Origin of the sequence: Microbacterium sp. UBA837 (assembly GCF_002296025.1) — a bacterium.
GTDB lineage: Bacteria > Actinomycetota > Actinomycetes > Actinomycetales > Microbacteriaceae > Microbacterium.
This window is the reverse complement of sequence record NZ_DBHD01000135.1, coordinates 1-4,013: the sequence shown is the minus strand read 5'-3', so window position 1 is coordinate 4,013 and position 4,013 is coordinate 1. Positions and strand designations below refer to the sequence as shown.

At 68.5% G+C, this 4,013-nt stretch carries 2 protein-coding genes and 1 pseudogene; 2 read left to right on the top strand and 1 reads right to left on the bottom strand.

Features of this window, described 5'->3' with window-relative positions; translation table 11 throughout:
• Positions 1-2,198: efflux RND transporter permease subunit (locus tag B3587_RS10085; protein ID WP_292728311.1), on the top strand; the 2,198-nt coding region annotated here is incomplete at its 5' end.
• Here B3587_RS10085 and B3587_RS10080 read toward each other — a convergent pair.
• A complete protein-coding gene (locus tag B3587_RS10080; RefSeq protein ID WP_292728309.1) occupies positions 2,186-3,106 on the bottom strand; it encodes an aldose 1-epimerase family protein in 921 nt (306 codons plus the stop codon). The genes B3587_RS10085 and B3587_RS10080 overlap by 13 nt on opposite strands.
• 296 nt (positions 3,107-3,402) lie before the next feature.
• Between B3587_RS10080 and B3587_RS10075 the strand changes: the two are divergent.
• A pseudogene (locus tag B3587_RS10075) lies at positions 3,403-4,013 on the top strand (ATP-dependent helicase); the annotation flags it as partial.

The following is a 4,013-nucleotide window of genomic DNA, read 5'->3' as shown; positions in this document are numbered from 1 at the left end:
CCGGCAAGCCGCTGCTCGATGAGGACGGGCGCGAGATCGACCCCGAGAACCCGGCAGCTCCTCTCGATCGGCTCCAGCGCGGTTACACCCCGATCCTGCGATGGACGCTACGGCACTCCTGGGTCACCCTCGGTCTTGCCGTGCTCGTTCTCGTCGGCACCATCGCCGCCGCGCCCCTGATGAAGACGAACTTCCTCGGTGATTCCGGGCAGAACACGTTCACGATGACCCAAGACATCGGTCCGGCGCCGAGTCTCGAAGCCGAATCCGCGGCCGCTGAGCCGGTCGAAGAGGCTCTGCTGGGCATCGAGGGCATCGAGACCGTGCAGGTCTCCATCGGCTCCAGCGGCAATGCGCTGCGCGATGCCTTCACCGGCGGCGGCAGCGGAATCACCTACTCCATCACGACCGAGGAAGGCGTCGACCAGGTAGCCCTTCGTCAGGAAGTACAGGACACCGTCGAGGCGATTCCCGATGTCGGTGAGATCACCGTGGCGGGAGGCAATGGCGGCTTCGGCTCGACCGACATCGAGGTAGACGTCACGGCTCCCGACGCGTCAACGCTGCAAGAGGCGACGGATGCCGTGGTCGCAAGCCTCAGCGACCTCGACGACGTCAGCCAGGTCACCAACAACCTGTCAGCATCCCTGCCCTTCATCTCGGTCCGGGTCGACAGCGACAAGGCAGCGTCGCTCGGCCTGTCGGAAGTCGCTGTGGGCGCGATCGTGTCGAGCACCATGCAACCGCAGAACATCGGCAGCGTTGAGGTCGACGACACCTCGCTGACGGTTTACCTCGCCGCGAACGACCCGCCGACCACGATCGACGAACTGCGCAACCTGCAGGTGTTCACCGCCCAGGGGCCTGTGCCACTGTCGGATGTCGCAGTTGTCGAAGAGGCCCAGGGGCCGACCTCGATCACCACCGAAGGTGGCACGCGCACCGCGACAGTCACGGTCACGCCGGCTACCGACAACCTCTCGCAGGCGACGGCATCCGTCACGGAAGCGATTGACGCGGCTGACCTGCCCTCGGCCGCGCGCGCTAGCCTCGGCGGTGTCGCAACCGACCAGGCTGACGCTTTCAGCCAGCTGGGGCTCGCGCTGCTGGCGGCCATCCTGATCGTGTACGTCGTCATGGTCGCGACCTTCAAATCGCTGCGCCAGCCGCTGCTGCTCCTCATCTCGGTGCCGTTCGCGGCGACCGGAGCGATCCTCCTGCAGATCGTCACCGGCATCCCGCTGGGTGTCGCCTCGCTCATCGGTGTGCTGATGCTCATCGGCATCGTCGTCACGAACGCCATCGTTCTCGTCGATCTCGTCAACCAGTACCGCGAGAAGGGCCTGAGTGCCCACGATGCGACGATCGCCGGTGGTACGCGGCGTCTTCGCCCAATCCTGATGACCGCGCTGGCCACGATCCTCGCGCTCACTCCCATGGGACTCGGGATCACCGGCACGGGCGGATTCATTTCGCAGCCGCTCGCGATCGTCGTCATCGGCGGACTCATCTCGTCCACCGTCCTGACGCTGCTCGTCCTGCCGACGCTCTACAACCTCGTCGAGGGCGCGAAGGAGCGGCGGCAGGCAAAGCGCGCGGCGAGGTCGGGGCAAACGGATGCCGAGGGCGCACTCGCGCTCGCGGGGGTAGCGGGCGCTGCGGGCGGTGCTGGCGCGGGTGGTGCCGAGGACGTGCCGCTGACGCGCCGTGAGCTGCGCGAACGTGAAGCCTTGCGGACCGGCCAGATCCCGATCCAGGCGCCGGCGGAGCCCGACGAGGTGAGCGATGCCGCGACAGGCGCACCTGAGACAGGCGACGTACCGACCTCGGCTGACTCGGATGCCGCGGAGGAGGCCGTCGACGGCGCTGAGCCCGCGTCCGGCGATGCTGACCGCTCAACTACCGACGTCGGCGAGGACGACGTGGATACTGTCGCTCCCGACGCCGGTGAGCCGGAAGCCGTCGAGCCCGAAGCCTCCGAGCCGGAGGCCGCCGACGCGGAGTCTGGCGAGCACGAGACCGACGACAACGTCGCAGCCGATGGGCACACCGCAGAGCCCGAGGCTGCCGCCGACGGTGATGATGCGGCGTCCGCGGATGCCGAGCCAGCGTCGCCGGAGTCAGCCGACAGTTCCGAGCAGACCGACCTCGCCGCCGAGAACACGGACGACGACGAAAACGGTCGTCAGCCCGAGTAGGAGACTCCCCAGCTCACGGTCCAGGTCTCGCCCGGCGCCAGCCAGCGCAGACCTCGACCGGAGTTGAGGGCGTCCGGCACCGCGCTCATCGGTTCGATAGCGACAGCCAACTCGCGGTTCGGGTAGCGGTCGGTCGTGTACACCTGCACGTAGTCGAGCTCCGGGCCCTGCCAGATCGTGACGGTCCGGCCATCCGGCGCGCTGAGACGGTGGCGCAGCATCCCGTCGGCGTCACGAGCGATGTCGGTGTAGCAGGTGTTGAGCGAGACATCCCCGAGGCGGGCGCCGCTGCGCAGGTCGGATGCCGCATCCACCGGCACCTCGTCGATCGGGATCAGCGCGTCATCGAGCACGAGCATCTTCGCGCCCGGCGAGGTGAGCACCAGGTCGGCTGTCGGTACGTCGCCGAGCGTGAAGTACGGGTGGGTGCCGAGGGCTGCCGGTGCGGCATCCGTGCCGACGTTCTCGATGATGTGGGTGACCTCGATGCCGTCGGCAGTGAGCGCGTACGTGACTGTCGTGTCGAGCTGGAACGGGTAGCCGCTCTGGGGAAAGACTGTGGCCGCGAGCGTGAGCCGGTCGCCGGACTGCTCGGCCACCGTGTACGGCATGAAGCGCAGCAGCCCGTGCGATGCGCCCCCGACCGACGGGTCGGTGATCCACAGCTGGTAGGTGGTGCCGTTGTGGCTCCACTTGCCATCGCGGACGCGGTTCGGCCACGGCACGAGCACGGTTCCGGATGCCGCGGGCGCCGGCATCCCCTGCGGGTACGGTGCGATGAGGTCCACGCCATCGACGGTGAGCCCGCGGATCGTCGCACCCACCTGGGTGAGGTGCGCGGTCACGCGACCGTCGGCACTCGAGAGGTGGAACTGCTCCCCGGTGGGGTCGTGGCGGATGTCGGGCATGGGTCCTCCTCGGCGGGCGTCGTGCCCATGCTAAAGGCCGTGGGTGATGCATCCGACCTTGCCTGCCGTGGTTGCCGCGGCGCGGGGGTTTCCCAGGGTGAGCCTGTACGCTGGATAGGTCGGCTCTGGACATTGCCATGTATGGCGAGTGGGTTTGTGAGTCCTTGGGGCCGATGGTGAGCGCCGATCGGCGTGCATGACCATCACATGAATGGCCCCCGGCCAAGAGAGTCCGGGCCTGTCGAGCGCGTCTCGACTGCTGTTCTCGTGCGAGAGAACCCAGGAAGAACACACCCATGCCCAAGAGCAAGAAGCCGGCCGGCGGCCGCGCAGCCAAGAACTTCGAACCGCGCTACGGCGAGAAGACCGCGTATCAGGACCGCAAGCGTCGCCCTGGCACGTCGTCGGCCGGAAAACCCGGCAGCAAGAGCCCCAGCCACCGCGGCTACCGCCCCGAGACTGCAGAGTCGGACGCGGCGCCCAAGCGTCGCTGGACCGCGCAGGAGCGCGCAGGTCGCGATGAGGCCCGCGCCATCCGTACCCACGCCCGGGACGATCGTCCGCGCCGCGATGACCGCCCCGCACGCGATGAGCGCCAGCGCTCCGGTGGCTATGGCCGCAGTTCGCGCGATGACCGGCCGCGTCGGGACGACCGTCCGTCGTACGGTGACCGTCCGCGTCGGGATGACCGCCCCTCGTATGGGGATCGCCCGCGTCGGGATGACAGCCCGTCCTACGGTGACCGTCCGCGTCGGGATGACCGCACCGGCTACTCGGATCGTCCCCGTCGTGACGACCGCCCCGCCTACGGCGACCGTCCGCAGCGTGAGGGTCAGGATCGTTACTCGGAGCGTCCGCGTCGGGATGACCGTGCGCAGCAGGACCGCTACTCCGATCGTCCGCGTCG

What these genes read in the sequence shown, in the direction of transcription:
- B3587_RS10080 (WP_292728309.1), bottom strand. Translation starts at nt 3,106, where the DNA reads ATGCCCGACATCCGCCACGACCCCACCGGGGAGCAGTTCCACCTCTCG.